The organism is Pseudomonas sp. S3_E10 (assembly GCF_054667615.1).
On the sequence record NZ_CP162743.1, the window covers coordinates 5,945,324 to 5,971,857 of the forward strand.

General features: G+C 56.9%; 24 protein-coding genes and 2 pseudogenes. 13 read left to right on the forward strand and 13 right to left on the reverse strand.

Translation table 11 applies throughout. The features are described from left to right. Positions 1-4 precede the first annotated feature (4 nt). Positions 5-700, reverse strand: coding sequence for a B3/B4 domain-containing protein (locus AB4N98_RS27295; RefSeq protein ID WP_027616435.1), 696 nt, complete (start codon positions 698-700; stop codon positions 5-7). Between the two features lie 160 nt (positions 701-860). On the opposite strand from AB4N98_RS27295, the gene AB4N98_RS27300 reads away from it, so the two are divergent. The 3 genes from AB4N98_RS27300 (at position 861) to AB4N98_RS27310 (ending at position 3,997) form a co-directional block, all read left to right on the forward strand. Continuing rightward, complete coding sequence (locus AB4N98_RS27300; protein ID WP_027616434.1) at positions 861-1,463, forward strand: XRE family transcriptional regulator; 603 nt, start codon at positions 861-863, stop codon at positions 1,461-1,463. 732 nt (positions 1,464-2,195) lie between these two features. Continuing rightward, on the forward strand, positions 2,196-3,029 hold the full coding sequence (locus AB4N98_RS27305) for an oxidoreductase (protein ID WP_058426034.1): 834 nt from the start codon (positions 2,196-2,198) through the stop codon (positions 3,027-3,029). Between the two features lie 26 nt (positions 3,030-3,055). After that, positions 3,056-3,997 (forward strand): AraC family transcriptional regulator, encoded by a 942-nt coding sequence (locus tag AB4N98_RS27310; RefSeq protein WP_056859947.1) that lies wholly within the window; start codon positions 3,056-3,058, stop codon positions 3,995-3,997. A 154-nt stretch (positions 3,998-4,151) separates the two neighbouring features. Here AB4N98_RS27310 and AB4N98_RS27315 read toward each other — a convergent pair whose 3' ends face one another. The 4 genes from AB4N98_RS27315 to AB4N98_RS27330 form a co-directional block, all read right to left on the reverse strand. Then, positions 4,152-4,544: a RidA family protein gene (locus AB4N98_RS27315; protein WP_056860328.1), complete on the reverse strand. Its 393-nt coding sequence runs from the start codon at positions 4,542-4,544 to the stop codon at positions 4,152-4,154. 951 nt (positions 4,545-5,495) lie between these two features. After that, a complete protein-coding gene (locus tag AB4N98_RS27320) occupies positions 5,496-6,266 on the reverse strand; it encodes a molybdopterin-dependent oxidoreductase (RefSeq protein ID WP_056859946.1) in 771 nt (256 codons plus the stop codon). Beyond that, positions 6,259-6,819, reverse strand: a complete 561-nt coding sequence (locus AB4N98_RS27325; protein ID WP_460063991.1) for a cytochrome b/b6 domain-containing protein — start codon at positions 6,817-6,819, stop codon at positions 6,259-6,261. The genes AB4N98_RS27320 and AB4N98_RS27325 overlap by 8 nt, the downstream gene beginning before the upstream one ends. A 134-nt stretch (positions 6,820-6,953) precedes the next feature. Further along, the gene (locus tag AB4N98_RS27330; protein ID WP_056859944.1) at positions 6,954-7,565 is read right to left on the reverse strand and encodes a hypothetical protein; all 612 of its coding nucleotides are present in this window, start codon (positions 7,563-7,565) and stop codon (positions 6,954-6,956) included. A 215-nt stretch (positions 7,566-7,780) separates the two neighbouring features. Here AB4N98_RS27330 and AB4N98_RS27335 point away from each other — a divergent pair, with 215 nt between their 5' ends. Beyond that, positions 7,781-8,476, forward strand: a complete 696-nt coding sequence (locus AB4N98_RS27335; RefSeq protein WP_056859943.1) for a heavy metal response regulator transcription factor — start codon at positions 7,781-7,783, stop codon at positions 8,474-8,476. After that, the gene (locus AB4N98_RS27340; protein WP_056859942.1) at positions 8,449-9,843 is read left to right on the forward strand and encodes a heavy metal sensor histidine kinase; all 1,395 of its coding nucleotides are present in this window, start codon (positions 8,449-8,451) and stop codon (positions 9,841-9,843) included. Before AB4N98_RS27335 ends, AB4N98_RS27340 begins: the two co-directional genes overlap by 28 nt. Positions 9,844-9,903: 60 nt before the next feature. Here the strand turns inward: AB4N98_RS27340 and AB4N98_RS27345 are convergent, their stop codons facing one another. Together AB4N98_RS27345 and AB4N98_RS27350 are read right to left on the reverse strand one after the other, a co-directional pair. Next, complete coding sequence (locus AB4N98_RS27345; protein WP_056860327.1) at positions 9,904-10,404, reverse strand: nuclear transport factor 2 family protein; 501 nt, start codon at positions 10,402-10,404, stop codon at positions 9,904-9,906. Between the two features lie 85 nt (positions 10,405-10,489). Beyond that, positions 10,490-11,346 (reverse strand): annotated as a pseudogene (locus AB4N98_RS27350) (SDR family NAD(P)-dependent oxidoreductase). A 168-nt stretch (positions 11,347-11,514) separates the two neighbouring features. On the opposite strand from AB4N98_RS27350, the gene AB4N98_RS27355 reads away from it, so the two are divergent. Beyond that, positions 11,515-12,927: an MFS transporter gene (locus tag AB4N98_RS27355; RefSeq protein WP_223271418.1), complete on the forward strand. Its 1,413-nt coding sequence runs from the start codon at positions 11,515-11,517 to the stop codon at positions 12,925-12,927. 1 nt (position 12,928) lies between these two features. Here the strand turns inward: AB4N98_RS27355 and AB4N98_RS27360 are convergent, their stop codons facing one another. Further along, positions 12,929-13,789, reverse strand: coding sequence for a LysR family transcriptional regulator (locus AB4N98_RS27360; RefSeq protein WP_056859940.1), 861 nt, complete (start codon positions 13,787-13,789; stop codon positions 12,929-12,931). Positions 13,790-13,908: 119 nt separating this feature from the next. Between AB4N98_RS27360 and AB4N98_RS27365 the strand changes: the two genes are divergently transcribed. The 5 genes and pseudogenes from AB4N98_RS27365 to AB4N98_RS27385 all read left to right on the forward strand — a co-directional run bounded on the left by AB4N98_RS27365 (position 13,909) and on the right by AB4N98_RS27385 (position 16,998). Beyond that, entirely contained in the window at positions 13,909-14,583 is a 675-nt protein-coding gene (locus tag AB4N98_RS27365) for an NAD(P)-dependent oxidoreductase (protein ID WP_460149117.1), read from the forward strand. Positions 14,584-14,596: 13 nt separating this feature from the next. Beyond that, positions 14,597-14,674, forward strand: a pseudogene (locus AB4N98_RS27370) (hypothetical protein); the annotation flags it as partial. A 15-nt stretch (positions 14,675-14,689) separates the two neighbouring features. Next, on the forward strand, positions 14,690-15,772 hold the full coding sequence (locus tag AB4N98_RS27375) for an alpha/beta hydrolase (RefSeq protein ID WP_460149118.1): 1,083 nt from the start codon (positions 14,690-14,692) through the stop codon (positions 15,770-15,772). Positions 15,773-15,860: 88 nt separating this feature from the next. Next, complete coding sequence (locus tag AB4N98_RS27380; protein ID WP_058426038.1) at positions 15,861-16,208, forward strand: chorismate mutase; 348 nt, start codon at positions 15,861-15,863, stop codon at positions 16,206-16,208. A 148-nt stretch (positions 16,209-16,356) separates the two neighbouring features. Then, positions 16,357-16,998, forward strand: a complete 642-nt coding sequence (locus AB4N98_RS27385) for a hypothetical protein (RefSeq protein ID WP_065873175.1) — start codon at positions 16,357-16,359, stop codon at positions 16,996-16,998. Positions 16,999-17,432: 434 nt separating this feature from the next. Here the strand turns inward: AB4N98_RS27385 and AB4N98_RS27390 are convergent, their stop codons facing one another. Continuing rightward, the gene (locus tag AB4N98_RS27390; RefSeq protein WP_223271420.1) at positions 17,433-19,088 is read right to left on the reverse strand and encodes a GGDEF domain-containing protein; all 1,656 of its coding nucleotides are present in this window, start codon (positions 19,086-19,088) and stop codon (positions 17,433-17,435) included. 374 nt (positions 19,089-19,462) lie between these two features. Between AB4N98_RS27390 and AB4N98_RS27395 the strand changes: the two genes are divergently transcribed. Continuing rightward, positions 19,463-23,410, forward strand: a complete 3,948-nt coding sequence (locus AB4N98_RS27395) for a response regulator (protein ID WP_460149556.1) — start codon at positions 19,463-19,465, stop codon at positions 23,408-23,410. Beyond that, positions 23,403-24,518, forward strand: a complete 1,116-nt coding sequence (locus tag AB4N98_RS27400) for an HD-GYP domain-containing protein (RefSeq protein WP_460149120.1) — start codon at positions 23,403-23,405, stop codon at positions 24,516-24,518. The genes AB4N98_RS27395 and AB4N98_RS27400 overlap by 8 nt, the downstream gene beginning before the upstream one ends. A 109-nt stretch (positions 24,519-24,627) precedes the next feature. On the opposite strand, the gene AB4N98_RS27405 is transcribed toward AB4N98_RS27400, so the two are convergent. From AB4N98_RS27405 to AB4N98_RS27420, 4 genes are all read right to left on the reverse strand, one after another. After that, on the reverse strand, positions 24,628-24,840 hold the full coding sequence (locus AB4N98_RS27405) for a hypothetical protein (protein ID WP_460149121.1): 213 nt from the start codon (positions 24,838-24,840) through the stop codon (positions 24,628-24,630). 233 nt (positions 24,841-25,073) lie between these two features. Next, positions 25,074-25,286 (reverse strand): hypothetical protein, encoded by a 213-nt coding sequence (locus AB4N98_RS27410; RefSeq protein ID WP_103451591.1) that lies wholly within the window; start codon positions 25,284-25,286, stop codon positions 25,074-25,076. Between the two features lie 45 nt (positions 25,287-25,331). Beyond that, the gene (locus AB4N98_RS27415) at positions 25,332-25,622 is read right to left on the reverse strand and encodes a hypothetical protein (protein WP_137220385.1); all 291 of its coding nucleotides are present in this window, start codon (positions 25,620-25,622) and stop codon (positions 25,332-25,334) included. Positions 25,623-25,656: 34 nt separating this feature from the next. Next, a complete protein-coding gene (locus tag AB4N98_RS27420) occupies positions 25,657-26,187 on the reverse strand; it encodes a hypothetical protein (RefSeq protein ID WP_103451589.1) in 531 nt (176 codons plus the stop codon). Between the last annotated feature and the right edge of the window lie 347 nt (positions 26,188-26,534).

Sequence of the window (26,534 nt, forward strand, 5' to 3'; positions counted from 1 at the left end):
TGGACTATTTGGCCCCAGGACCAATCAGTGAGCTTTCGATCTGGACGCCTGGCATCATTTGCTGCAACCCTTCGATGAGTTTGTCCCCCGCTTCCGTCAGGGCTTCAAGCGGCATCGCCGGCAGACTCTCCAGAATGAACCACATGCTCCTCGCGTCAGCACCGAGACGGGTCCTGACACCTTGCCGCCAATTCCAGCGACGGCAGGTCACGCCTTTGTCATCGCGCCAGACAACCTCGCCGGCATCCGGATACTCGAAGGCAGCAGCCCCCTCTTTCATCGTGTCAAAAGCCTCAGTGCCATCAGCGACTACGAGCCGTGGGGAGCCCACATAGGCTTCAATGTTTTCCCCGCCAACCGGGATGGCGTACTCAATGCTGATTGCGTTGTAGAGATCGACGATGGGATCCAGGCTAGGCAAGCTGCCGTCACGTAAAACTCGTTTACGCAGCGCTTCAGCTGAACAAGGTGTGCGCTGCGGCTTGGCCCCAAACTTTCGAAAGGTCTCAGCCCATGCAGCCAGATGGCCTTCTCCCCAGCTTGGCCCACCTTCCTGCACAGCCTTGCAAGCACGGTCCAGCGCAGCCTGGGCCACCTCAGGATGAGCCAGTGGTGCAGCTTCCACCACGATACTCAGGGCCCTGAACTCCGGCGCCAGCTCGGCAACGGCTTGATCGATTAACGGCAGTACGGACAGCATCAAAAACCTCCAGGAACCTAAATGTCATTTCATGCTAGTCAGCGACGACCAATAAAGTCAATATAATGACCATTATCATCTAATATAACGGCTGAGCCGATTGACGGAGCTACTTATAAAGGCCGAGAATCCCAGCACATTTTTCTCATGACCTTCATCAATGACCACCAATACCAGCCTGTCGACTACCCCTGGCGCTGATGCTCATGCCGTCAGCCTGGCCGTTGCGCGCACACTTAAACAGGCACGCAAAACACAGAAGATCACGCTGGATGAACTTTCCCGCCGTGCTGGCGTGAGCAAAGGAATGGTTGTCGAAATAGAGAAATGTACGGCGAACCCCAGTATCGGCATCCTTTGCAAAATCGCCGCCGCGCTTGGACTGTCTGTTGCAGACATCGTCAATGTGACCGAAGCCCCATCCGCCCATATCATCGACAGCCAAGACATCCCCACGCTCTGGACCGGTGACCTGGGAGGAACGGCGCGCCTCCTGGCGGGAACGTCCGGCCCTAATATGATCGAGCTGTGGCGTTGGGAAATGCATCCAGGCGAATCTTTCGCTTCACAGGGGCATCCTCAGGGCACGCTTGAACTGTTTCATGTGGAGAAAGGCACGCTGAAATGCGTGGTAGGGGAAACAGAGTTGGTCATCCCTGCGGGGAGTTCGGCAGTGGCGAAAACCGATGTACCTCATTCCTATTCCAACGCTGGCAGATCCAAGTTGGTGTTCACCATGTCCGTGACGGAGATGCATCAGTAGATACCGGCAGACTCGCAGCCAGTGAGCATGTGTAAGGCGAGCGAACCAGCCAATTTCAAAAGGGCTGCGCCACCGAAAGCCATCAAGCCCCACGTAGCATCACCGCCAGGGCGTGCACTCGCAATTGCGAGTGCATCGCATGCAACTGGGGGCAAAATTGGGGGCATATTTGATATTTTTCTGCCTGAAAATATCGTCCTAGAGCCTAGTCAAAATGTTCTTCGGCGCCCCTGAGAGCCTTTAGGCTTCGTCTGGCAGGCTGTTTAGCTGAGCATTTCTGGCTTTTCATGGGCATGGAGATCCATTCATTTGCAAGCCCGCCAGTCCCGTTGCCTCACCGAAGTCGCCATCAATTTATTCTGGCCCAGCAAATACAACCGCGCCCCGTCAATAAATGGTTCAGGCACCTGATGTTCGATCTGTTCGGCGATTAACTGCGCGCGCAGCCTTTACTGCCAATGCGAAAACCTTGGAGCGCAGGTGCGACACCTTCGGCCAGACCGCATGCACATCAGCGTTACCGAAAAACAACTTGCGACACGAAGCAGACATTAGAGCAGGTAAATAAGCCCGTCGTTTTTCTTCCTTTGGCCTCGTTTTTTGCCAGCAGATTTCAGGTTGCTCACCGAGCACTCCGATAGAATCAGGCAATACTAAAATCGAATCAGGCATAGTTCCCAGCCACTCTCCGCCCTAGCATAGCCTGACCTTATATATTCAGGAGTGCGCCCCATGCGTGCAGAAAAAACCATTTTTATCACGGGCGTTAGTAGCGGCTTTGGCCAGGCCCTGGCTAAGGAAGCTCTCGCTCAGGGCCATCGAGTGATCGGCACTGTTCGCAGCGAATCCTCTCTGGCAACGTTCCAGGCGCTCTTGCCTGAGAGAGCCCATGGCGTGGTGCTGGACGTTACCCACTTTAATGCCATCGACGCCGTCGTCGCCGCTATTGAGGGTCAGTATGGCCCGGTGGACGTGCTGGTTAACAACGCGGGTTATGGCCACGAAGGGGTTTTCGAGGAGTCGTCGCTGGAGGAAATGCGCCGTCAGTTCGACGTCAATGTATTCGGCGCGGTGGCGATGACCAAGGCGTTTGTGCCCTTTTTTCGCCAGCGGCGGGCGGGACGTATCCTCAATATCACGTCCATGGGTGGCTATATCACCATGCCAGGTATTGCTTACTACTGCGGCAGCAAATTTGCCCTGGAGGGCATCTCTGATACGTTGAACAAAGAGCTTGCGCCCTTCAATATTTTTGTAACGGCCGTGGCGCCGGGGTCTTTCCGAACGGACTGGGCAGGTCGTTCGATGCAGCGTACGCCGCGCAGTATCAGTGACTACGATGCGACTTTCGACCCGGTGCGAAAAGCCCGTGAGGAAAAAAGCGGCCTTCAACTGGGCGACCCGCAGAAAGCCGCACGCGCCATGATGACTATTATCACCAGCCCTAATCCGCCGGCTCAACTGCTGCTGGGCAGCGACGCCCTGGCTCTGGTGCGTGACAAGCTGCAGCGGACGGCGGAGAGTATTGAGCAATGGGAAGCGCTGAGCTGTTCCACGGACGGCTGAGCATAAAAGTGGAGAACGTACAATCGATGCCGAAATCCAAGGACCCGAGCACTGCGCGTATGGTGCAGTTGATGGGCCAGCTTGCACCGCTGGAGGGTTACAACCTGAGTCCGCTGGATGATGTGCGTTTTCTGCGTTCCAACCGGCCGCTGAAGCGCACCCCGGTTCTATATGAGCCGGGCATCGTCATCCTCTGTCAGGGGCAGAAACGCGGCTATCTGGGTGATGAAATTTACATCTATGACGCCCAGCATTATCTGGTGGTGTCAGTGCCAGTGCCTTTTACAATGGAGACCGACGCTAGCGAGGCGGAGCCAATGCTGGCGGTGTACATACGTCTGGATTTCAATCTGGCCGGCGAGCTGATTCAGCAGGTAGATGAGGTATGGAACATCCGCGTGGCTCAGCCTATGGGTATGTACGCCTCGCCCATGGACGAACCGCTGCGCCAGTCGACCCTGCGTTTTCTGGAAGTCATGGGCGACTGCACCGACGCGCAAATCCTCGGACCAGCGATGTTGCGCGAACTCTACTACCGCATTCTCACTGGCGAACAAGGCGGTACCCTACGCGCGGCTATCGCCCAGCAGGGTCAGTTCGGCAAGGTGACGCGCGCCATTCACAAAATCCACCGCTGTTACCACGAGCATCTGGATGTAGAAATCCTCGCCCAGGAAGCGCAGATGAGCGTGCCTAACTTTCATCTGCATTTTCGCAAGGTGACCGATTCCTCGCCTATGCAGTACCTCAAGTCGACGCGGTTGCATCAAGCGCGATTACTGATGCTGCGTAACGACCTGACAGCGGCCAAGTCGGCATTTCTGGTGGGTTATGAAAGTGCTTCGCAATTTAGCCGCGATTTCAAGCGCCTCTTCGGACGCACGCCAATAGCGGAGGTGGCGCGGATGAAGCAGGCTTATACGTTGCCGGCACCGACAACCCCGTCGCCCTTCGTGTCATCACACTGAGTTTCAAACAATCCTGTCTTGCCCGTCGCCAGTAGGCGTGGGAACGTGCGGATGGCGTGCCTGCCGACACAACGGGCGAGTGAAGTGTCACATCTGCTGCCGCATAGATAAACACCCATCCAGGATTTGTATATTCAGGGGCCTATCAGAAAAGCTATCGCTCTACGGCGATGCATTTGATCTCCACGAGAAGGCCGGGGCGAGCCAGTTCACCGACACCTATGCATGTCCATGCACAAGTACTCCGAGGAAAGACTTTATCCTTCACGCGTCTAAAAATTGGCATGTGGCGGTGCATATCGACGTGATAAGTTGTCATTTCGACGACATCTTCAAATTCGCACCCGCCGGCTTCCAAGACGAGCCGGAGATTGTCCCAAGCTGCCAAAAACTGCTGCTCTGGGTCTTCGATAACTGATAATTCCGGCGTCCGGCCTACCTGACCAGCGCAGTAAAGAGTCTTTCCTACCTTTACAGCTGGTGCATAACCAGCATGCTCGCAGAGCAATCTCATGCCATCTGGAACAATGATCTGACGATCAGTCATGGTTGTGGAGCCCAAAATATAAACGGATACGAAAGCTAACTCACGTGCCAGAACGGCGTCCAATCGGGTCACTGGGACTCAGCCTCATAAAACCGCATTCGCCACTCTAGAAACCCCGGCCAGTAAGCGAACGACAGACCACTAATAAATAAAGACGCGCATTGGCGTAGCTGCTTTCTCGATAGAAATACTAGCCCCGCGGCGAAAGAGCTATCGAGATCCGCCCGTTTAACGCCCTTACTCTGAAATTGACTTGTCGAGAAGGTGGCTCTCGACTGAAGAGGACTTGCGACGGCGAAAAATCCGTACGCCAGGCGACCGTAGCGGTGCTCTAACAATCTCAATCGGTAACCAGGTGAGGGTTATCGGGGAAAGAGCCACTGCGGTAGCGAACGCATTCAATCCCTCTTTGCAGATCACATCAGAAGAGAATTCGCTTTCCTCGCCATTGAAAGTACACACGATTCGCTCATCAAAGGACTTTGAGTAGGGCCGTCTACCCTCCTCATTTCCGCAGGTGTGTTTGATAATCTCACTGCTATCCAGAATGTTTCGATCAGGGAAGTTGAAGTCCGCAATATCCAAGCCACTGGCTCGCGTACCTGGCACTGATCGGCCCGGTCTGCTGAAAGAACCGTCGGCGTTCCTTCGCCATGGCAACAATTGAAGCAGCGCTCGCATCTCCGGCCGGCATGACAGGTTTGTGGTCGATTCCGATAACAGATGAGCGCGGGTTGTATCCGGCTCCTGCACAGGTGATCTGGACTGAGCCTGCAATTGGGATTGGAAATCTGCACTATGGGTCGTTGCCCGCTTCTTGTTTTCTGAAGTCGGTAACACTGATGAAGCTGGCGGTACCGCAGATATATAGGTCATGGGGACGCCTCATATCAGGTCTGGTGTCATGAGTCTCGCCAGCATTCCTGGCGTGGCTGTTCAGTTTTTGCGCCATCAGATCCCGCTGAACCAGTTGTATCCCTGGTCTTCCCAATACCCGCCCGGGTTGTCGTTGCTCACGAAAATCTCGACAACATGCTTGGGGTTTTTGAAGCCCAATTTGGTGGGTACTCGAACCCGCAGCGGATAGCCGTACTCGGGCGGCAACGCGACATCAGCGTAATCCAGCGCCAGCAGTGTCTGTGGGTGCAAGGCCGTCGGCATGTCCAGACTGGAGTAATAGCGATCAGCACATTTGAAACCGACGAATTTCGCTGTGGTATCGGCACCGATGTGTTCCAGAAAGGTTTTGAGCGGTACACCTCCCCATTGTCCTATGGCGCTCCAACCTTCAACACAGATCAAACGGGTGATATCGCTACGTTGCGGCAGTTTGCGCAAGCTTTCGAGTGTCCATGGAGCCTTGTCCCTGACCCGGCCGGAGACGGCGAGCGAGTAACTGGCGAGGTCCACTTCAGGGATATCGTCCTGGCCATAGAATGCGTTGAACGGAAATGGCGTAGTGATCTGCGCGCGGGTGAAGGTCGGCGCCAGTTTCTGTCCGCTGAACAGCCATGCCTGGACCCTATCGTTCCAGCGCGACATGGCCCAAAGGACCTTGTCAACCTGATCGCCGTCCTGCAGGTTGCAGCCGGTCAGCATCGACATCGCACCCACGGTCAAGCCGGCACGAAGGAAATGCCGGCGCTGGATATTCTCCAACTCAAGCTGTTGCGCAGGTTCAAGCCTGACGCGCTGAACAGTTCCTTTTCTGGATTCAGTCATGGCCATTTCTCCTGATATCAAGCGACCGCACCCCACCTGAAATCATTGGCAGCAGGGTTTTGGGTACCAGCATTACCAACCCAAGATGAATCACGACGAATGCAGCAATTACCGCCATCGCCGCAAAATGTACGTAGCGAGCGACGTCATAGCCGCCCAGTAGCGCGACCAGCTCTTGAAGTTGAATGGGTTTCCAGATCGCCACACCCGAAATGACGACGAGTGCGCCTCCTGCCAGCACCATCCAGTACATCAGGCGCTGCACAGCGTTATAGACACCCTTTTCATGCACGAGCCGGAAGCGCAAAGCGTCCGTAAAATCACGCTTCAATGCGACAAGCCCAATGGGCAGCAACTCACGTTTGAAATGGCGACTGACGACGCCATACAGCACATAGATTGCGCCGTTGATCAGCAGCAGCCACATGAATGCAAAGTGCCAGGCCAGCGCCCCACCCAACCACCCGCCCACGGTTACCGACACTGGAAACCTGAAGCCGAACAGTGGCGAGGCGTTGTAAATGGCCCAACCGCTCATGAACATGCAGACCATGCAGGCGGCGTTGAGCCAGTGGGTGAGGCGAACCGGCCAGGGATGAAGCTTTTTCTGTCTCACGTGTTTCCCCCTCGAAACCAGCCATGTAGCGGAGCGTTGCCAAGCGGCAGCGCCCCTGCCTTTTCAGGTGATTACATCGGTGGCTGGAAGCCATCCTTGCCAACTGCAATGCCGCGCGCGGTGGTTCCATCTGCGGCGGGGAACACGACAATTTTCGTACCTTTGACCAGTTCATCGGCTTTGCCTGGCTCGACGTAGGCAATTGGCACATCGTCCGGTACGACGATTTGTTTCTCGCCACCCTTGTAGTTGACGGTCAATGTGCGGCCGTCAGCTTTGGACAGTTTCCCCACTGTACCGTTGGTCATGGTGCCTGTGCTGCCATCCGCGTTCTGCCAGCCATAATGACCTTCGCCGCTGCCCTTCAGGCTGGCGTCAAAAACCGTCACCTCCAGCGCCTTCAATGTTCCGTTGGCCTGCGGGATGGCCGCCGAGCCAATGAAGCTGTCGGATTTGATCGATTCGATATTGGCCTTCGATACCCGGTTGATACCGGTCTTGTCAGTCAGTCCGATAGTCTGCTGGGCGCCGGAGCGGACAGTGAATGTCAGCGTATTGTTGCTGACGCTTTCCACCGTGCCACGCAGCGGTTTGATCACCGGCATGTCAGCCGCGGTAGCAATGACGGCAGCACTGAGCATCAACAAACCGAATGTGGTAGACAAGGCGTTTTTTAGTTGCATGGTGACGATTCCTCATGGGGTGATGTGCCGCCATCCTCGACCGCAGACCGGGACGTCACGATGACCGCCGAATGACATTTTTGTCATTCGTCAGCCCTGCCCATGAATGACAGAAATGTAACCGACTGCGCCCGCTCATCCCGTTACACTGCACAGCCGAGATACCGATGTCGCGGGCTGAATCCTGTCATGAAGAGACCCGAGCGCGCCTCACGATGCATATCCTGCTAATCGAAGATGACACCAAAACAGGTGAGTACCTCAAAAAGGGGCTCGGCGAGTCCGGTTACAACGTCGACTGGACCCAGCACGGCGCCGACGGCCTGCACATGGCCTTGCATACGACCTACGATCTGATCGTGCTGGACGTGATGTTGCCCGGGATTGACGGGTTTCAGATCATCGAGCTTTTGCGCGCCAGACAAGACGTCCCCGTGCTGTTCCTGACCGCGCGCGACCAGTTGCAGGACCGCATTCGCGGCTTGGAACTGGGCGCCGATGACTACTTGGTCAAACCTTTTTCGTTTACTGAACTGCTGTTACGCATCCGCACCATCTTGCGTCGTGGTGTCGTGCGCGAAGCCGACCATTTCCACCTCGCCGACCTCGAGCTGGATCTGGTCCGGCGCCGCGTTACACGCCAGCAGCAGGTGATCGTGCTGACCAACAAGGAGTTCGCCCTGCTGCATCTATTTCTGCGCCGGGCAGGCGATGTGCTGTCCAGGACACAGATCGCTTCGGAAGTCTGGGACATGAATTTTGACAGCGATACCAACGTGGTGGACGTAGCGGTCAAGCGCCTGCGCAGCAAGGTCGATCAGCCCTACCCTATCAAGCTGATCCATACCATTCGCGGTATCGGCTATGTCTGCGAGGTGAGGCCATGCGGTCCCGACGCCAACCCTCTCTGACCCTGCGATCGACCGTGGCGTTTTCCATGGTAGCGATGCTGGCCGTGGCCGGTGCAGGCGTTTATCTGTATCAGACGATGAAAGCCTCGGTATTGGTGTACAGCGATCATGCGGTCATGGGCCGCCTGGAACATTTTCGCAAGCTGCTGCACTACGAGCTCGCCATCGAAAAGCTGCGCGACAGCCCGCAGATTTTCAAGAACATGCTCGACAGCGAAGACGACATCTTCATCATTGAAGAGCCCGGACAGCAACCGGTAATCCAGGTAAATCCACTGAACGTCACGTTGCCTGAACTGCCCGTGATCGGCCAGGATACAAAGCTGAGCGTCAGTGACCTGCGTAGCGGCGTGACCGACTCGGGAACAATGCTGCGCGCCGCCTCCGTCGTCACGACGTCGGGGGGACGTGAAGTGCGCCTGACCGCCGCGCACCTCATGGGCAAGGAAATGGCTATGCTCGCGGCGTATCGCGAACGTATCTACCTGGCCGTTGCCCTTGCGTTTCTGGCCACCGCGTTGCTGGGTTACCTGGTACTGCGTCGAGGGCTGCGTCCGTTACGCAAGATGGCCGCGCATGCGGCAGCGATAACACCCGAGCGTCTGCACAGCCGTATGGACAGCTCCGATACGCCGGTTGAACTGCAACAGCTGAGTGACGCCTATAACGCGATGCTCGATCGTCTTGCCCGGGGTTATCAACGATTGACGCAATTTTCCGCTGACCTTGCCCATGAAATCCGCACGCCGGTGGGGTCGCTGATGGGGCATTGCCAGGTCGCCCTTCGCCAGCGCCGCAGCGAGGATGACTATCAGGCACTGATCGCTTCGAACCTTGAAGAGCTCGAACGGATCTCGCGCATCGTCGAAAGCATTCTGTTCCTTGCGCGCGCCGATGAAGCGCACGCACTGGTGGAGCGCCAGCAACTATCGCTGCATGACGAATCGCAGCGCATTGCCGACTATTTTGAAGGCTTGGCTGAAGAGCGGCGAATGACCGTACAGATAACAGGCGATGGAAACGTGCTCGCTGACCCTTTGCTGCTGCGCAGAGCCTTGAGCAACCTGGTGGCAAACGCCGTTCGCTATGCCTACGAGGGCACCGAGATTCAGATCCGGGTGATGGAAACCCCCGGCGGAGCCCGCATTGAAGTGAAGAACCAAGGGCCTGTGCTGAGTGATGAAACCGTGGGCAAACTCTTCGACCGCTTTTACCGCGGCGATGCGTCTCGCCACCAGAACTCTGACTCCTACGGCCTTGGCCTCGCCATCGTCGTGGCAATCATGCAACTGCATGAAGGTCACGTGCGTGTCGAACAGCCAAAGCCCGGGGTTATCTGTTTTTCGCTGTCATTCCCTGGAGCTTGAACGACGTCGGCGGACAGTGCTTGTCGTTCGCTGCCCCCAACTGAAACTCATGCGCGCAGGTCAACTGTCTGAGGGCTTGCCCAGGCTCTGGTGCTCGACCGGCGCATACTTTTCTTCGCCAGCAACGGGTACCCAGTCCTTCAAAGGTGTAAGAAAGTGCAGTTCAAAACGACGTGACAAGAACGCCCATCTTCCGTCCCGACGTTCAAACCTGTCGTGGTACAGCCCGCTGACTTGCACCGGGCCTTTTTCAATGTCGTGAAACAGGCAATCCGCAGCCACCGTACCCACCGCGCTGTCACCCTTAATATCGATCAGCGGGTTGGCCATCCAGTGATGCATATGTGGCATCTGGCGCCAGCTGTTTTGCGCCATCGCGAGGATTTCGTCACGGTTTCCGGCTTGGCCAAAACCCGGTAGATCCAGTGTTGATTCTTCGTGCCAGATACCGCTCAGGAGCGAGGCGTCGATGCGGTCGAAGGCATTGGCGTAGGCGTTTATCAGCGACTCGATGGCGGCGCGACTTTCCAGGGCGTCCAGTCGGGCGGTCAGTTGTTCCATGTTCATGATGGGGTTTCCTGCTGAGGCTTCGCATAAGCGACGAAGGCAGCCCTCCGCGAGGGCTGCGCTACGGTTGAGCACGTGTTCAGATCTGCGACAGGCCGCCGTCGACCATCAGCTCCACACCGTTGACATATTTCGCATCGGCAGATGCAAGGAACAGCGCCGACGAGGCGATTTCTTCAGGTTGGGCCATATACCCCAGCGGAGTGATCTGCTCGACGTGTTGGCGCAGCGCGGCAATGTCGCTCTCGCTCATCTTCAAGCCGTTATCCATCAGAGGCGTGCGGGTGAAGCCAGGGCTCAGGACATTCGCTCGAATCTTGCGACCTTTGAGTTCGTTGGCCCAAGTCCTGGCGAAGGACCGTACTGCGGCCTTGGATGCGTTGTAGAGGCTCAGTCCTTCCATCCCATTGCTGGAACAGATAGAGGCCGTCAACACGATCGACGCACCGTTTTTCAACAATGGCATCAACGTTTGAACGGTAAAAAAACCCCCTTCACGTTAATGTCGAACATGTTGAAATAAGCCGCCTCGGTGGTCTCGCCCAGCGGGTTCTTTTCGCAAATACCCGCGTTGGCAAACACTGAGTCCAGCTGATCGTCGCGCGCCTCAATTGTAGCTTTGAGTTTATCGAGATCAGCCTGGCTGGCGACATCGGAAATGACCGCTACGACTCTGTCGCCTAGCTTCGCCACCGCCGCCTCCAGCGTGGCTGCAGAACGACCCGTGATGTAAACACGCTTGGCTCCCTCGGCAATCAAACCTTGCGCAATTGCAAACCCGATCCCTGTGGATGCCCCGGTGACGACTGCAACCTGATTAGCGAATTTGCCTGACATATCTGACTCCTCAGTCTCGATTGTGTGGCTCGACTGGAACCACAGTGCGGCCATTTTGAGAGGAGTCAGGGGCTGAGCGGCACTGCCATAAATGAACATTGGCCGTTCATTTATGTGAGGCGTAAGGGAAGGTTTGATCGTTTAGATTGGAGTCAGCTGATTCAGAGCATGACCTGCAATCGAGAATATTCTGGAACCGAAGGGTTCCAGGAAGGAGACCTTATGCCTAAGACAAAAGTCGCCCCCCCGGAACCGCGGCGTTGGTTGATGTTCACCATCTTGTTGGTCGGTGCATTTTTACCGCCGCTGGATTTTTTCATCGTCAACGTAGCGCTGCCTTCAATTCAGCAATCGCTAGGCACGGCCTCCTCCGCCGAACAGTTGATCATCTCCTCGTATGCGGCGCTTTATGCCGTGACACTGATTACCGGTGGACGGCTGGGTGACATCTATGGCCGCATGAGAATGTTCTTCGTTGGTCTGGTTGGCTTTGCCGTTGCCTCACTGATCTGCGGTGTAGCCGAGTCACCCTGGGTGTTGATCGCCGGACGTTCGCTGCAAGGCGTGACGGCAGCCATCATGGCACCTCAGGCACTCGCATCAGTGCAGGCGATATTCCCCGACTCCGAAAAGCCCTTGGCACTGAGCCTGTATGGCGCGGTCTTTGGTCTGGCTTCGGTAGTCGGCCAGGCACTTGGCGGAATATTGATATCGCTCAACCTGATGAACCTGGGCTGGCGGGCGATATTTCTGGTGAATTTACCGATTGCGTTACTGGTCATCCTTGTCGCCATTCCAGTGGTCAAGGAAACCCACGCACCACAGACAAGCAAGCTGGATCTGGGCGGAACGCTATTGTCGATGGTGACGCTTGCGGCTCTGATCATTCCTCTGATCGAGGGGCGTGAATCGGGTTGGCCTTTGTGGGCCTGGCTGTCGCTTGCAGCGGTGCCGCTGCTGGCCTGGCTGTTCTGGCGCTACGAAGCCCGCCTGCATCAAGCGCAAGGTGCTCCGTTGCTGAATCCTGCCGCACTGCGCGCGCCCGGTCTTGCCCGGGCACTGCTCGTCGCCCTCACCTTTTACGCGATCGGCGTGTTTTTCCTGCTGCTTTCCATTTATCTACAGGGAGCGCTGCACACGAGCCCACTCAATGCAGGCCTCGTCTTCCTTCCTTTCGGCGCGGGATTTTTGCTGGGACCGCTTTCCACCCCTCAGTTCAGGCGTTTTCTGGGGGCATACGTCAATCCCGTCGGAATGGGGCTTGAAGTGTTGGGATTTGTGCTCTTGGCCTGGCTCGTGGCGCACACGCCGATGTCCGCCAGCCCCGCTGCGCTGCCCCTTGCCGTCATTCTGTTTCTGATCGGTTTCGGACAAGGATTAGCCCTTCCGACATTGATGCGCATGATCACAGGACGTGTGGCACCCGCATACTCCGGCATGATTGCAGGCATTACCAGCTCCACCCTGCAAATCAGCACGTCACTGAGCGTGGCAATAATAGGCGGCATTTTCTACACCCTTCTAGGCACGGATACGGACGCGGCTGCCATCACCCACGCTTTCACCGTCTCCATACTCTGCATCGCAGCATGCCTGGCGGTAGGCGCGGGATTGAGCCTTACCCTGACGCGCCAACCTGCTACTGATCCGCAAACGGCGGCCATGCACCCAGCAGAGTGAGTCAACCGCATGCCTGATTGCCGATCATGATGGAAGCAAGATCGGCAAGAGCACGAAGGCTGTCCATCTGGCGCATGTCCTGGTGGTAGCCCATCCATATGTCGCGACCCGGTGGCGGCTCGTGCGGATCAATCAACCGCAGCGCCGTTAATTGGTCACCCAAGGCGCGGGGCAATACGGCAACGCCCTGCCCCTGCGTGCACATTTGCGCCTGGACTGTGCGGCTGCTACTGGTGAACAAGGTACGCGCCAGAGGGTAACGCTGCTGCAGCCACTGCACATCGGGATAATGAGACTGGGCAACACTCATGGTAATCAAACCAACCCCCTCGCCCTGTGGCTCGGGATCAGCAGATCCGACGGCCGTGTATAACCCATAGCTCAGGGAGATCAGCTTGCGGTGAACAATATCGGGTTCGGTGAAAGGGACGATTCGAAACGCGATATCGGCGTCGCGACGAGCCAGGTCAAACAATCGATGCCCGGCGATAACCTCAGGCACAATCAGAGGGTAACGTCGCCCCAGTTCACTGAGGACGGGGGCCAGCACATAACAGGCAAACCAGTCAGCGCAAGAAATGCGCAACACACCTTCTGGCTGGGCGCTGTCGCCCGCCAGGCGCCTTTCGATGGCCAACGCACTCTGCTCCATTTCCTGCGCTAGGCTGAGCAGCTTCTCTCCGCTGTCGGTCAGTACCAAACCTTGGGTGGTACGCAGGAAAATGGGCTGGCCACTGGACTGCTCAAGCACCTGCAAGCGCCGCCCCACGGTCGGATGGCTAACACCCAACAGCTTGGCAGCAGCGCCCAATGACCCACTGCGGGCAATCGCGAGAAAGATCCGCACATCACTCCAGTCCATACTCTACCCCGTACAAAAATGAACAGTGAGAGTGCAGTAATGGCAGTGCCGTAGCAATCCCAGGCTCGACATACTTCTCTGCATACACCTTCGTCGAAACACCAACCGAGGGACTGCAAATGAAGATTGGCTTTATCGGTGTGGGAAGCATGACCAGAGCGATCATTCCGTTGCTCATCCGGGCCGGCCATCACGTATCGGCATGGAACCGTAGTCACGCTGCGATTATGGATCTCGAAGGAGTAAGCGTTCTCGAATCCCCGTCCTCGGCCTTTCAGCAAGAGGTCGTCATCAGCCTGCTGGCCGATGATGCCGCCGTCAGGGAAGTGCTGCTGTCCAGCGCTGCTCTGGAAAATGCAGACAAGGCCTGCGTGCATGTCGTGATGTCGACTTTGTCGCCTTCACTCATGGTCGAGTTGCAGGGCATGCATGATGCAATCGGCATGGCATTGGTCGCGGCACCGGTTTTCGGCGTGCCCGCCGTGGCCGCGAGCGGCGAGTTGAACATCCTGGCGGCCGGATCGCAGCTAGCTGTCTCGACGGTTCAACCGCTGTTTGACCTGCTCGGGAAAAAAACCTGGTATCTGGGCGATCAGCCTGAACACGCGTGTATCGCGAAAATCGCCGGCAACATGATGATCACTCAAGCCATCCAGTCGCTGGGCGAAGCAAGCGGACTCGTTCAACGCCACGGACTGACCCCTTCGATTTTCGTCAACCTCATGACCCAGACCCTGTTCGCCTGCCCCAGTTATCAACTGGTATGGGCAGAACATCGCCAACAACAGCTTTGAACCGGGTTTCAAACTGTCTCTTGGCCTCAAGGATATAAATCTGGCTATTGATGCGGGCCGTCTCAAGGACCTGGAACTGCCTGCTGCGGATGCAGTGCGATCGAAAATGACGTCGGCAGTTGCCCGGGGAGACGGGCACAAGGACTGGTCGGTCTTCGCTACGCAGACACTTACCCAATCAGCCGATCATGCCCAGCAACCCTGGCGAAGCGCACCGATAAAACGTACGCGGCGTGGCAACTTCTGGGTGACCGGCGCCCGTGTTACCCAGAACGGTAAAAATTTCCAGAAGGGTCCGATGTACGTAGCCTGGGAATCCCCTGAGCACATCACTCAAGCCTATCCCGTGGTGCTGGTGCACGGCGGCACGCTGCAGGGCACCGAATGGCTGGATACACCCGATGGTCGCCCGGGATGGGCGCAGCGGTTCCTCGAAGCGGGCTTCGTAGTCTTTCGCGTCGACAGACCCGGCCACGGGCGATCGCCGTATCACCCCGACATCATGGGACCGATGGGGCCAGCGTTCTCCTATGAACGCGCCCGCGAAGTTTACTTTCCAGAGGGAGGTGGAGAAACGCAGTGGCCGTTTGAGTCGGATGACGAAGCAGCGTTTGACGCCTTCATTGCAGCTTACGGCCCCATGCCGGCTGACCTTGCGGCCTCGCAGACCCTGGACGCGGACCGACTGGCCGAACTGCTCGACAGAATCGGTAAGGCCATCATCGTTACGCATTCCGCTTCCGGGCCCAGTGGCTGGTTGGTCGCCGATCGTCGACCCGACCTGATCGCAGGGATTGTGGCAGTGGAGCCTATGGGGCCGGTATTTGGCCATACGCCGGGTATAGGCAGCCTCGAATGGGGACTGACCGCCGCCCCTTTGACCTTTGATCCGCCTCGCGAGACGGCGGAGCAAGTCCGCACAGCAGAACCATCAACCCTGAAAATTCCCGGATTGCAGGGCGTTCCGGTAGCGCTGATGACAGGTGAGACATCAGCGTTTGCTTCTTACGCATCCAGCATTGTCCCTTTCCTGCGAAATGCCGGTGCCAACATTCACCACCTGGATCTACCGGCACTGGGTATTCACGGCAACGGCCACGGATTGATCTATGAACGCAATTCAGACTCGGCTTTCAAGGTAGTCATGCAGTGGCTGGAGGAATCGTTGAACATGCCCGATCCCGCGTAAAGCGCCTGCTCAGGTTCTCCGTCCAATCATGGAAGGACCAAGGAAGGGTACAGACAAGCCCCTTAGAACAACTGCCACGAGGTTATCCATGGACAATTCCGACATCACGCGTCAACTCTCGGCATTCAGACAAACCATCGACAATATCGACGCCGCGCTCATCCACATGCTTGCTGAACGGTTCCGCTGTACTGATGAGGTCGGCTTGCTTAAAGCCCGACATCAATTGCCAGCGGTGGACAAGAAGAGAGAGCAGCATCAATACGAACGTCTGACAGCCCTCGCCCAGGAGGCCAACCTCGATACGGCCTTCGTCCAGAAGCTGATGCAGTTTGTCATCGGTGAAGTGGTCGACCGCCACAGACAATTTGCGGCCAGGCATAACCCAGGACTCTGCGAGGGCGCTGTCCTCAAACCTGAAAACACCGCCGTCTAACCCGCCGCCTCCCCTCACTAGACGCCCGGGAATTGCTGATAGATCGCAGACAACTCGATAGAGAAGCGACTGAATAAGCCCCTTTCTCCGACCGATTCCTGAAAGGCAATTAGACTATCAAGACGAGCAGAACCGCATGAAATGGCCAATGATCGATCAGATTCGCAGTTTCACTGTTTTACCCTCTGGCTACACATGGGATTACCTGAAACGCGAGGAGATCGATGTAGCGATAATTTTTTTCCAGACGTGGTTTCCCTCCATTACGGTGGGGTTAGGGAGCCCTTTTCTGAACCAGCAATTTTATGAAGACAACGTGGTGCTCGAAGACGATCTGGAGCGGGCGATGTTCGCTATAGTGGTCCGCCGAAATCATGAAATCGTCGCGATAGCAACGTGGGAAAAAATTGACGGCGCTGATGTCATCTTCGGGCGAGTGGGCGCGGTAGCCAAACATCATAGACAAACCAAACTGGCCGTAGCTGCCCAAGACCTCGGAGAAAAAATGGGAAGGTTCATGGGAGCGGGCTTGATCTATGGTATGGCGACAACCAGCGCTCCGTATATGCAACAAGCACTGGAGCATGCGGGTTACAAAGCCGTAGGAATAATGCCTGGCTTCGACCAAGAGGAAACAGAGCCAGGAATCGTTCGCAGGGTTTACGAAGTCATCTACGCAAAACGACTCGCCCCCAACTCAAATTTTCTGATTCCTTCAGTACACAACCTCACACCGACCGTCGCTCGGCTTTATGCAGAAATATTTCACGAAACAATCAGGGCTGAATGAGAGGCAAGCATAAAACCAGTGTGTTTCGGATCAAATAAAGATCCTCGCTCACGCTGATTGCGTTGCTCGGGAGCGCCGCTTTAGCTTGCGTGCACCGAATACCAGGTACTGCCATACTGGAGTCAGTCGCAGGTCACCATTCAAGATCACTCGCACACTCAATGCGATTGGGGGCAAAAGGGGGGGCAAATAACAGCATTATCGACCTGAAAACGCCTTCCTAGAGCCTAGTCAAAATGTTTTTCGGAAGCTCTGTCAACATGGAGCAGCTATGACTGACAGCTCTCGGCCAGAAGTGGCCATTCAGCTTTCACAATCCGGGCCAGTCAACTGCGCTGAATTGAAGCCTCATGCGAAGGACGACACACGCACACCGCAATGGCGCACTGGTTTCTAACCACCAAGTCTTTTCGCAGGGGCACCACGCAGCAGCTTCAAGCGTGCGCAGCGATACTGGCTTTGCTTTGGAACATGTCGGTGTCAGCCTTGAAAATCAAATCGTCGAGGCCTTCACCATCTTCCGGATACCACGCCACCCCTAGGCTAGCGCTAACCTTGATCTGGCTGTTTTCCCATGGAATGGGCAAGGCGACGGCTTCGCAGATTTCACCTGTGATGCGCTGGATATCGCTTCTGCGATGCGCGCCGTCGAGCAGCAAGATAAATTCATCACCGCCCATGCGGGCAGCTATTTCGAACTCGCAAATATTGGATTTGATCGCCGAGGCTGCGTGGATCAGCATGGCATCGCCCGCCTGGTGGCCATAACGATCATTGATCTGCTTGAAGTGGTTCAAGTCGATATAGCACAGGGCCAGATGCTCTCCACGATTCTTTGCATCGAGCAGCCTCTGACTAGCGAAGGGAATAAAACTATTGCGATTGGGTAAGCCAGTCAGGCTGTCATAGAAAGCCAGCTTGTGTACTTCCTCTTCGGCGAGTTTGCGCAACTTGATCTCGTTGCGTAGATGGCGCTGGGAATTCAACAGAACCAGAGCGAACATCAGGACAAGCACAGCGCCGATGCTGATCAGAACAATGGTCTTGCGCAGTCGCTCAACGAGTTGCGGCGGGTTGGGATCGTAAATGAAGTTTTCCAGCCCGGCGATAGTGTCGACCATACCCAGTTCGAGGAAAGTTTCAGCCATACGTTGCCAACGCCCTGGGTTCATATGACCGATCTCGATCAGGTCAGATACCACCAGCGGACGCATGGCCTGAGCTTCGAACTGCAAGTGCGCGCGACTTTTGTCCACCGAATACTGATTGAGCAGCAGGTCTATGATTTGCTCGGGGTTATCCATCGCGTAGCGCCAGCCGCGCAGGGTAGCGCGGCGGAAGGCCTCGACGCGCTGTGGATGCTCGTCAATCTCGGCCTGGCTGGTGAACAGGATGTCGCTGTAGAAGTCGATCCCGTAGGTGACGGGCGAGATGATGTTGTATTCCACGCCCCGCTGTTGCAGGTAGAAGGGCTCGTTGGTCAGGTACGAGTTGAACGCCGTCACTTTACCGCTGGCCAGATCCCCAATTTGAAAACTGCTGGGTAGCAGTTGTAGTTTTTCGAGGGGTATACCCTCGCTACGGAACATCGCCAGAAAATCGGCATCTGTCTGCGCATCCATCAGCATCAACGGCTTGCCGATCAGGTCGTGCGCAGTGCGAACACCCTGGTCTGTGCGAGCCACGAGCACGGAAGGTGAGTGCTGAAAAATCACCGCCAGCGCTACCAAGGGCTTTCCATGCAGGCGTGCGTAGAGCAATTCGCTATTAGCTTCGCCGTATTGGGCACGCCCAGAGAGCACTTCTTCGACCGGTGTGACATTGGGGCCACCTTCGTGCAAGCGCACGTCCAGTCCTTCTTCACGGTAATAGCCCTGAGCGATGGCGGCATAGTAGCCCGCGAACTGAAACTGATGCCGCCAACGTAGCTGTACATCAATAACCTGCTCAGCACTATTCTGTTTAGTGACCGGACTCGCCCACGCAGCCTGAGCCGAGAGCAACACGAAACACAGTAGTCGACGCAGCCGAACCAACAGAAGTCTCTCCGGCCGGTCGAGCGCGTTAGAACAGCAACAGCGGCTGGGCATCGTGAGAGTCCATGGATCGCGCTCGTGGTTGAGCGTGCAAGGCGTGGCGCGACATTGTGACATCACTCATACAGGGCCAGCAATCGCGCGCCACGCCGCAAGCGGCCGCTATACTCGCTTGCGGCGTGGCTGGCGTTTGCTTCCCTGGAACAGACAGCTCCCGGCCATTTCCGGACATTGGAGAAACTTAGGTGTGCGAGTATTAAGTAAGCGTCCGGAAACTCACTCTCCGGACGGTGAGTAGCAGTGGGAAGTTGCTAGCTGGCCCTGTTTTTGTTGCTGGCGCTTGCTGCACCGTATGCCTACACTCCAAAAACCTATAATACCAGTGCAGAACGGCGGACAAGCTCGTGCAAGGGCGTTCACAAGGATATGTGGAGTTGGATAGTGAGCAATTACCTACCAGCAGGAGCATTTTGAAAACAGAGCCGCGCTTGGGAGCGTTGCTTGCACTGGTAAGCTTGTTGGTGTTGGGCATGCCATGCGTGGAAGCACGTACGCTGTCCCAGATTCGGGAAAGCGGCGTCCTGCGCATATGCGTGGCTGGCTCAAGCGCTTCTTTCTACCGGACTAACGCGGAGGCGTTCGCGCGGTCACTCGGTTTACGCCCACAGGTAACGGAACTGCCGAGTTTCGATGCGCAGTTTCACGACGATCGGGGCGAGACCGTACGCGAGGCAAGCTACGACCCGAAGCTACTCGCCGAAGGCCGCTGTGATCTTTATCCAAATGACTTGCAGATCGTCCCTTGGCGCGAAACGAAGATGTTGCTCGTGCCCTATTACCGGGTACGCAACCTGGTCATCGCCCATCGCTCCAACCAGTCCCTTGGCAACGAGGTGTCTGATCTGCTCGGTCTGACGGCGGCAGTGCAGAAGGGTACGGGCTACGAGCAGTGGATCGATGAAGCCAACCGCGGTCCTCTATCCAGTCAGCCGGTCAGAATCGTCTATGCGCCAACCGAGCAGGCGGTGAAACTGGTAGCCGATGCGAAGGTGGACTTCACGGTGTTGGGTAGTGAAAGCGCGCTGCGCTGGGCTCGTGAAGATCCCGAACGTCTCTCCATTGCGTTTCCGGTCAGCGAAGCGACCAGCGTTGGGTGGGGTGTTGCGCGCAACGCGCCGGATCTCGCACGAGCGCTGGAGCAGTTCTTCCAGTCCAGCAATCGCATTGATTCGCCGCTCGATGCGAGCTGGCGGCGGTACTATCGCGTATCGCTCATGGAATACCGGCTGTTCGAGGAGTCCCTCAACGAGGACGGCCTCGATATTAAAACCGTAATGAGCTGGGCGATACCGAGCTTGGTCGCGGTCCTGCTGTTGCTCGGCGCCATGCTGGCCTGGAACCGACGCCTCAACCGGGAAGTAGACGAGCGCAAGCGCGTTGCCGCAGAGCTAGCCGAGCGCGAGGCTTTCACCCGCGCGCTCATGGATACCAGCCCCGCCAGCCTGGTGCTGGCAGATCGGAACGGAGCTGTCAGGGAAGTAAGCCAACGCTTTTCACAGGCGACCGGTTATGTCAGCGAGGACCTGCTCGGGCGCAACGCCACGAGCCTGTATTTCGACCCTGAGGAGCGCGAACGCTTCCTCGAACTGCTGACACGAAACGGCAAGGTCGAAAACTTCGAGACCCGCCTGCTGCACAAAAATAGATCAATTCTCTGGGTTCTGGTCGGTGCATCATTCGTGACAATCCACGGTGAGACCCTGGTCGCCAGTTGGGTGCGCGATGTCACGGATCATCATGCGGCAGCAGTGGCGCTTAGCGAAGAACGCGCGCGGCTGCAGGCAATCCTCGATACGAGTCCAATCAACATAGCCTTTTCTACCCAGGGCGTGATCCGCTTCGCCAACCCCCGCTTCTGTGAAACGTTCGGCGTAGGCGTCGGTGACGCTGCTTCGCAGATTTACGCGAATGGGCATGATCGCGAAGCCATCGTCGAACGCCTCACGGACGACGGCATCGCAAAGGACCAGGAAGTGCCGATGCGTGACCGGCAGGGGCGCGAACGCACCATGCTTGTCACCTACCTGCCAATCCAGATCCAGGGGGAGCAAGGGCTGCTCGGCTGGCTGCAGGACATCACCGAGCGCAAGGCAGCAGAGCACGCGCAGCAGCGGGCGAAGGAGATTGCTGAAGAGGCGACGCGGGCAAAAAGCGACTTCCTTGCAAACATGAGTCACGAAATCCGCACGCCCATGAATGCGATCATCGGCATGTCTTACCTTGCGCTGAAGACTTCTCTGGACCAGCGGCAGCGCGATTATGTCTCGAAGATCCACAACGCGGGCACTTCGCTGCTTGGCATCATCAACGACATCCTCGACTTCTCCAAGATCGAGGCCGGCAAGCTTAGCGTCGAGGCAGTGCCATTTGAGATAGACGCAGTGCTCGACAACGTGTCCTCGCTGATTGCGCAAAAGGCCTACGACAGGGGCATTGAGCTGCTGTTCGACCGGGCGTCGGACGTTCCCGATACGCTGCTTGGAGATCCGCTGCGTCTGGGCCAGGTCATCCTGAACCTGGTAGGCAACGCAGTGAAATTTACCGAACAGGGGCAGGTGACGGTCGTGGTTCGCAACCTGGGCCGCACCGGCGACAAAGTTCAACTGCAGGTTCGTGTCCGCGATACCGGTATCGGCATGACTCCCGAGCAAACCGGGCGACTCTTTGAGGCCTTTGCCCAAGCCGATAGCTCCACAACGCGACAATTCGGCGGTACCGGCCTGGGCCTTGCCATCTCGAAGCGCATCGTCGAGCTGATGGGCGGAACGATCGCGGTTGACTCAGAACCGGGCAACGGCAGCACTTTCTCTTTCAGCGTCTGGCTTGGTCTTGACCAGCACATGCGTACGCAGCGCCAGATTGTCCCCGCGGAGCTCGCCGGAGCGCGCGTCCTGGTCGTCGATGACAATGCCGACGCGCGCCAGATCCTTTCCGATATGCTTCGCGTAGCGGGACTTTCACCGGTCGCGGTGGCGTCAGGCGAGGCTGCTCTGGAGAGCCTTCGCGGTGCGGCGGCCGACGACCCGTTCCGGGTGCTATTGGTGGATTGGCAGATGCCAGAGATGGATGGCATCGAGACGACGCGCCGGGCGCTTGGCCTGCAGCCTACATTGTACGCCGTCATGGTCAGTGCATTTGGGCATGACGAAATGCACGCCGCTGCGCAAGCGGCCGGCATTCGCGCGTTCCTGGTCAAGCCGGTCAACCAGTCCTCGCTGGTAGAGGTACTGGTCAACTTATTCGCGCCGCAAACGGGCGTGGTGGCGCTAACCGTACCCATTGCGCAGGCGAAGGTGCTCGCCGGAGTGCGCCTGCTCGTCGCGGAGGACAACGAAATCAACCAACAGATTGCCAGGGAGCTTCTCGAGGCTGCCGGTGCCCTGGTGGAAGTTGCCGGCAACGGCTGCGAGGCGCTGTCGATGTTGGCTGCAGCGCAATACGACGCGGTGCTGATGGACGTACAGATGCCGCAGATGGATGGTCTCGAGACGACCCGGCGTATTCGCGTCGAGCCTCACTGCGCACAGATCCCGGTGATTGCTATGACCGCACATGCCAGGGTCGAGGACCGGGAGCGCTGTATCGAGGCGGGCATGGTCGACCATGTGACCAAGCCCGTGGATCCGCAAGCACTCATCGCCACGGTTCTGCGCTGGGTCGTACCTCGGTCGGCGGCAGTGGAGCCGTCCAGCGCCGCATCGGGCGAGGAGCGCCTACCGGACATTCCAGGGCTAGATAGCGCCGACGGACTGAGGCGAGTGGCGGGCAATCGCCAGCTATACATCAAGCTGCTGGGTCAATTTGCCGACCGCAGGGCTATGGAAGGGCAAGCGCTGGGGAACGCGCTACGTGCGGGTGATCGGGCGACGGCCGAGCGAATGGCCCACACCGTGAAAGGCGTTGCAGGCAACCTCGGTTTCAGCGGCCTGCAAGCCATGGCCGGTAAGCTGGAAACCGCGATCAGGGCACACGCTGAGTCGGACGCATTGGTGAATGAATTGATCGAGGCGCTCTCGCTGGCCGTGCATGCAATCCGTCAAGCGCTGGGTAGCGGCCAGGCAGCACCGGCGGTGGTATCGAGCGTCGACTGGGCACAGCATGCCATAGCGCTCATCCACCTGCTGGAGGCCAATGACGGAGCAGCGCCGGATTATATGGAACAGTATGCGGATTCGTTGCGCGGAGCACTCGGCCAGGACAGTTTCGAGCAGTTGATGAATGAGGTGAACAACTTTGACTTCGAGGCCGCACGGCTAACCCTCAAACGTGCATCGACGGCCCGCGATACCCCGTACTGGAGGGAGCATCATGAGTGAAACGCTAAACTACTCACTTCGCCCGATCATCCTCATTGTCGATGATACGTCGGAGAACATTACGCTGATCAATGGCCTGCTGAAGGACATCTACCGCACGCGGGTGGCCATCAGCGGTGAGCGCGCGCTGAAGGCAGCGGTGCAGGAGCCTCGCCCGGATCTGATTCTGCTCGACATCATGATGCCTGATCTGTCGGGGTATGAGGTGGCAGAGCAGCTCAAGCGCGATCCGCGCACCGCTCATATTCCGATCATCTTCATCACCGCCATGGCGACAATGGAAGACGAGATCCTGGGTTTGCAGATGGGCGCCGTGGACTACATCACCAAGCCGATCAACCCACCCATCGTGCTGGCACGGGTGGAAACCCAATTGAAGATCAAGGCGGCCGCCGACTTTTTGCGTGATCAGAAGGCTTACCTTGAGCAGGAAGTCCAGCGCCGCACCGCCGAGGTCATCGCCATCCAGGATGTGACCATTCAGGCCATGACCTCGCTGGCCGAAACCCGCGACAATGAGACGGGTAACCACATTCGACGAACTCAGCACTACGTCAGACTACTGGCCGAGATGCTTCGCGAACATCCGAGGTTCCAGCAGTTTCTTAATGACGAGAGTATCCGCCTGCTGTTTAAGTCAGCTCCGTTGCATGACATCGGCAAGATCGGCATCCCCGATGACATACTGCTCAAGCCGGGGCGCCTCACGCCGGAAGAGTTCGAGACGATGAAGACCCATACGATACTGGGACGCGATGCAATCCTGCATGCCGAAGAGCAGTTGGGCACCTCGGTGGGATTTCTGCGCCTGGCCAAGGAGATCGCCTACAGCCACCACGAGAAGTGGGATGGTACCGGTTATCCCGATGGGCTGAGTGCCGATGACATCCCCATCAGCGCCAGGCTCATGGCATTAGCGGATGTCTATGACGCGCTGATTAGCCGACGCGTATACAAGAAAGGCATGTCACACGATCAGGCGCTGGAGATAATCCGCCAGGGATGTGCTACGCATTTCGATCCAGATATTTGCGAGGTTTTCCTGGCCAACCATGAGCAATTCCAGGCTATCGCGGTGCGTTTTGCTGATCGCGGTCAGGATGGCTAATGAACGCGTCGCCGTGAAATCAATGCCATGTAAGGGACAACCACCGTTTCGCGGATCGCGTGCTGGCCGACCAAGGCGCTCAAGGTGTCTGACTGGATCGCTTCACCATTCATGGCGCCAGATCCCGCCGGCGGCGTGCGGCGGCATCTTCAACAGCGATAAACAACCGCTCAATCGTAGCGGGGGTTAGCGCACGTGCGGCTTCCACCCCCTCCACAAAACCTTCTGCGCGCTCTTCGGCCAGTGCCAAGGCAGGCACATCTGCTGCGCGGCCGAGGCGTGCCAGGTCATTGGCGAGTTTGGTGCGGACCAAATCGGGCATGCTGACACCATTGCGCGAGAATACGACGCTCATTCTTTCACCCATTATTGTTGAGGTGAGGGATAACACCAGGAAGGCGCTTCCTGATCGAATTAGCGGTCACTGCGTAAAACCACCGCTGTGGGGGTTGGTCTACCAGCGCAGGGGGGGCTGGTTTTCACCGGCCCACAAAAAAGCCCCCACACTGGCTTCAAGTGTAGGGGCCTTTTGAACATAAGCGGCGTTATTGGTAATCAGGTACGGCTGGCCCGACCGATCAAGGCATACAGCGGCTCTAACTTCGCCTGCACACTGGTCTTGTTTGCCACGCTGATCAGGTACTGCTGGGCAGCTACGCCTCCGGCTTCCGCCAGGGCCGCATAAATGGGCTGGAGCTTTGCGTCCACGCTAGTTTTATTCGCCTGTTCGATCAGGTAAGTAACGCCTGGGTTTGCTTCTACTGACATGCTCGTACTCCGGGTATCAGTCGTACTCATGGTGGGGGTTGCTTTCTACAGGCTCTGCGCGGCCGTGCGCGCCTCGGCAATCATTCCGGCAAGCTCGGCACCGTCCTCGGTGTTTAGCGTCACCTGCCAGAACTGATTATCGCCAGCCTCGCCGCTCACCTTGCACACCGCAACCCCACCAAAGGTAGCGGACTCGATACGCACTCGCTCAAACGGGGCACGTAGGCTGATATCTGGATTGCGCACGTCGAATTGCACAAAGTTGATGGCTACCGTGACCGTAACCGGCAGCGCGCCGGGCACTTGGGCCAAGGGGTGATATGTGCGGGTCATCATCATTTCTAAGGGTCCTTTCTGTTTGTCATGCGCGTCATTGGAATGCTTGCCATAGCTGATAGCAGAAAAAACCCACTAAAAGAAAGCCAGCACTAAGCCCACTAATCAAAGATGGGATTAAGAAAATCCACCATACCCGCTGGGAACGAATTTGAAATTTTTTCGTAGATGCAAGAAACAGTTGTAGAAGTTTAGGCCCTCTCATGCTCTCAATCATCGCGTTTGTTCTGGCCATATGGATACTTCCCCAGATCATTTTGATGATTTCCCATGATATGAAGAGCATCAAGGACAGTAAGCCGAGGAGCCCGCAAAGCGCGTAAAGCATGGGTGGGAGTTTCGTGGACAAAGTGGACCAAAAACCAAACAGGCCCGCATACCCAGCGACCAATAGGAGATTTGTGTAATTGGTTGCGCCCGCCATCTGCTTTTCATTCAGTTGCATCAACAGGTCAGCATCTTTATCTCTTTCGAGATGAAGCTGAAATTCCTTTAACTCCTGAATCTCTTTGGCGTGCGCATTCACTACATCGCTTGCCCGCTCATTCCATTGCTGCTGATCCATTCTTCTCCGCTCCGTTGAGAGTTGGGTTATAGGAAATTCTGATCGGTCCAAAGCGCGAATATGCCCTGGTAAGCGTCATCAGTGAGCCACATTTTTTCGCACCAAAACAGCGCGCCAGTCCCATGGCGGTCCCATGAGGCTATTTTTTGGACGCCAAAAAGCACAAACCCCCGACTTTCTCTAGGAAAATCAGGGGCTTGCGTTTTTTCAATTTGGCGGTGAAGGAGAGATTCGAATCCTCATCACCTCACGTGTCCACAGCCTCCGATTCAGCGCCTAAGCAATGACTGCTATTGGCCGATTTCTGCCTGTCGCGACCGGCTGAAACCGACCCAAAGCTGACGGTG